The sequence below is a fragment of the Bradyrhizobium sp. genome (genome assembly GCF_049798375.1).
In the GTDB taxonomy this organism is placed as follows: Bacteria; Pseudomonadota; Alphaproteobacteria; order Rhizobiales; family Xanthobacteraceae; genus Bradyrhizobium.
In genome coordinates this window covers 1-3941 of record NZ_JBARGP010000285.1, presented here as the reverse complement: position 1 = coordinate 3941, position 3941 = coordinate 1, and the positions used below count along the sequence as shown (strand labels likewise).

1 protein-coding gene is annotated in these 3941 nt (G+C 64.6%); it reads right to left on the bottom strand.

All coding sequences use genetic code 11. The features are described from left to right. Positions 1-332: 332 nt before the first annotated feature. The coding region (gene gltB / locus WA702_RS12335) for a glutamate synthase large subunit (RefSeq protein WP_425110803.1) at positions 333-3941 on the bottom strand (3609 nt) is incomplete at its 5' end.

Here is a 3941-nt window from a genome sequence, read left to right as displayed (position 1 = left end):
TTCATGCAGCGCGCGGCCTGGTCGCGCAGGTCTTTCTCTTTCAGCGGAACGACGAATTCGTGGAAATGCTTCAGCCGCTCGGCGACCGGCTCATACTTGCGATCGTGCCGCTCGATTTCGAGAAAACCTGTGACCTTGCCCATTAACGTACGACGTCCCTGATCCATTCGAGCCTCGTGGTCCAAGACGGTGCTGCGCACCTCCTCACCACGAGGGATCAACATTGTTGTTTCCCGTCATTGCGAGGAGCCGTAGGCGACGAAGCAATCCAGATTTTCTATTTGGCCTTCTGGATTGCTTCGCTGCGCTCGCAATGACGACTTTGGTTACGCTCAAGCCCCGATCGCGATCTTCGGTTCGGCGTCGGCGTTTGCCGCGAGCTCCTTCAGCGCGCGGCGGTATTCCACCGGCATCACCTTGCGGAACTTCGGCACATACGTCGTCCAGTTCGCCAGGATGTCGGCGGCGCGTTTCGAGCCCGTCGCCTTGGCGTGACGCGTGATCAGCACGTGCAGGCGCTCAACGTCCGAGGCCAGCAGGTTCTGGAACACGTCGACCCGGCCATGGGCCTCGAGGTCGCCCTGTTGGTGATAGGCGTTCTCGGCGATCATCTCCTCCGACAGCACCGGCTCCAGCTCGACCATCGCCATGTTGCAGAGCTTGCTGAAGTCGCCGGCCTCGTCGAGCACATAGGCCACGCCGCCGGACATGCCGGCCGCGAAGTTGCGGCCCGTTTTTCCGAGCACGACCACGATGCCGCCGGTCATGTATTCGCAGCAATGATCGCCGGCGCCTTCGACCACCGCGACCGCGCCGGAGTTGCGCACGGCGAAGCGTTCGCCGGCGACGCCGCGGAAGTAGCACTCGCCCGCGATCGCGCCGTACATCACGGTGTTGCCGACGATGATCGATTCCTCCGGCACGATGCCGGAGATGCGCGGCGGCTTGATCACGATGCGGCCGCCCGACAGACCCTTGCCGACATAGTCGTTGCCTTCGCCTTCGAGTTCGAAGGTGACGCCATGCGCGAGCCAGGCGCCGAAGGCCTGGCCGGCGGTGCCCTTCAGGCTGACATGGATCGTGTCTTGCGGCAGGCCGGAATGGCCGTAGATCTTGGCGACCGCGCCCGAGAGCATCGCACCGGCCGAACGGTCGGTGTTGTTGATCTCGGCCTCGATCTTCACCGGCGCGCCGCGGTTGAGCGCGGGCTGCGCCTGCGCGATCAGCTTGCGGTCGAGCACGGCGTCCAGATGATGGTTCTGGGCTTCCGCATGATAGATCTTCTGGCCCGGCTGCTCCGCCTGCTTCACGAACAGTTTCGAGAAGTCGAGACCCTTGGCCTTCCAGTGCGCCACGAGCCGGCTCTGGTCCAGCATTTGGGTCTGGCCGATCATCTCGTTGAAGCTGCGGTATCCGAGGGCCGCCATGATCTCGCGGACTTCCTCGGCGACGAAGAAGAAGTAGTTGATGACGTGCTCCGGCTGGCCGGTGAAGCGCTTGCGCAGCACCGGGTCCTGGGTGGCAACGCCGACCGGGCAGGTGTTGAGATGGCACTTGCGCATCATGATGCAGCCGGCCGCGATCAGCGGTGCGGTGGCAAAGCCGAACTCGTCCGCACCCAAGAGCGCGCCGATTACGACGTCACGCCCGGTGCGGAAGCCGCCATCGACCTGGACCACGATGCGGCTGCGCAGCCGCTCGCGCACCAGGGTCTGGTGGGTCTCCGCGAGGCCGATCTCCCATGGCGAGCCCGCATGCTTGATCGAGGTGAGGGGGGAGGCACCGGTGCCGCCCTCGAAGCCCGCAATCGTGACATGGTCGGCGCGCGCCTTGGCGACGCCGGCCGCGACCGTGCCAACGCCGACCTCGGACACTAGCTTGACCGAGACCTGGCCGTCGGGATTGACGTTCTTCAGGTCGTAGATCAGCTGCGCGAGATCCTCGATCGAGTAGATGTCGTGGTGCGGCGGCGGCGAGATCAGGCCGACGCCCGGCGTCGAATGCCGCACCTTGGCGATGATGGCGTCGACCTTGTGGCCGGGCAGCTGACCGCCTTCGCCGGGCTTTGCGCCCTGCGCCATCTTGATCTGCATCATGTCGGAGTTGACGAGATATTCCGTCGTCACGCCGAACCGGCCCGAAGCGACCTGCTTGATCGCCGAGCGCATGGAATCGCCGTTCGGCAGCGGCTTGAAGCGGTCGGCTTCCTCGCCGCCTTCGCCGGTGTTCGACTTGCCGCCGATCCGGTTCATCGCGATCGCGAGCGTCGTGTGTGCCTCGCGCGAGATCGAGCCGAAGCTCATCGCACCGGTGGCGAAGCGCCTGACGATATCCTTGGCGGGTTCGACCTCCTCGATCGGGACCGGCTTGCGCTTCTCGTCCTCCGCCGACTTGATCTGGAACAGGCCGCGCAGGGTCAAGAGCCGCTCGGATTGCTCGTTGAGGATTTTGGCGAAGGCCCGGTATTGATCGTTGGAATTGCCGCGCACCGCATGCTGCAGCGTCGAGACCGACTCCGCGGTCCAGGCGTGGTCCTCGCCGCGGGTGCGGTAAGCATACTCGCCGCCGACATCGAGCGCGCTCTTGTAGACCAGCGCCTCGCCGAATGCGTCGGTGTGACGACGTGTGGTCTCCTCGGCGATCTCGTTGAGACCGACCCCCTCGATCCGGGTGTGAGTGCCGGCGAAGAACTTCTGCACGAACTCGGCCTTCAGCCCGACCGCGTCGAAGATCTGCGCGCCGCAATAGGACTGGTAGGTCGAGATGCCCATCTTGGACATCACCTTCAAGAGGCCCTTGCCGATCGACTTGATGTAGCGCTTGACGATCTCGTAATCGTCGATCGCGGTCGGCAGCCGATCCTTCATCGCGATCAGGGTTTCGAACGCGAGATAGGGGTTGATTGCTTCCGCACCGTAGCCGGCAAGGCAGGCAAAGTGATGGACTTCACGTGGTTCACCCGACTCGACGACGAGGCCGACCGATGTGCGCAAGCCGGTGCGGATCAGATGATGATGCACCGAGGCGCAGGCGAGCAGCGACGGGATCGCGATGCGGTCCGCCGAGACCATGCGGTCGGACAGGATGATGATGTTGACGCCCTCGCGCACGGCGGCTTCCGCGCGGCCGCAGAGATCGTCGATCATCTGCTCGAAGCCGGCGGCGCCCAGGCTCGAGTCGAAGGTGGTGTCGAGCGTGCGTGAGACGAAATGGCTGTCGGAGACTTCCGAGATGGAGCGGATCTTTTCCAGGTCCACATCGGTGAGGATCGGCTGGCGCACTTCGAGGCGCTTGGTCGAGGCCAGGCCCTGCAGGTCGAACAGGTTCGGCCTGGGACCGATGATCGAAACCAGGCTCATCACCAGCTCCTCGCGGATCGGATCGATCGGCGGGTTGGTGACCTGCGCGAAGTTCTGCTTGAAGTAGGTGAACAGCAGCTTGGGCTTGTCCGACAGCGCCGAGATCGGCGTGTCGTTGCCCATCGAGCCCATCGCTTCCTCGCCGGTCGAGGCCATCGGCGTCATCAGGATGGAGATGTCTTCCTGGGTGTAGCCGAACGCCTGCTGCCGATCGAGCAGCGGCAGGTTGGTGCGCGCGCCCTGGGTCCGCGCGTCCGGCAAGGTCTCGACCTGCAACTGGGTGCGGTCGAGCCACTGCTTGTAGGGATGGCTGGCGGCGAGCTGCGCCTTGATCTCGTCGTCCGGGATCAGCCGGCCCTGTTCGAGATCGACCAGCAGCATCTTACCCGGCTGCAGCCGCCACTTGGTGATGATCTGATCTTCCGGGATCTTCAGCACGCCCATCTCGGACGCCATCACGATGCGGTCGTCCTTGGTGACGAGATAGCGCGCCGGCCGCAGGCCGTTGCGGTCGAGCGTGGCGCCGATCTGGCGGCCATCGGTGAACGCGATCGCAGCGGGGCCGTCCCACGGCTCCATCAG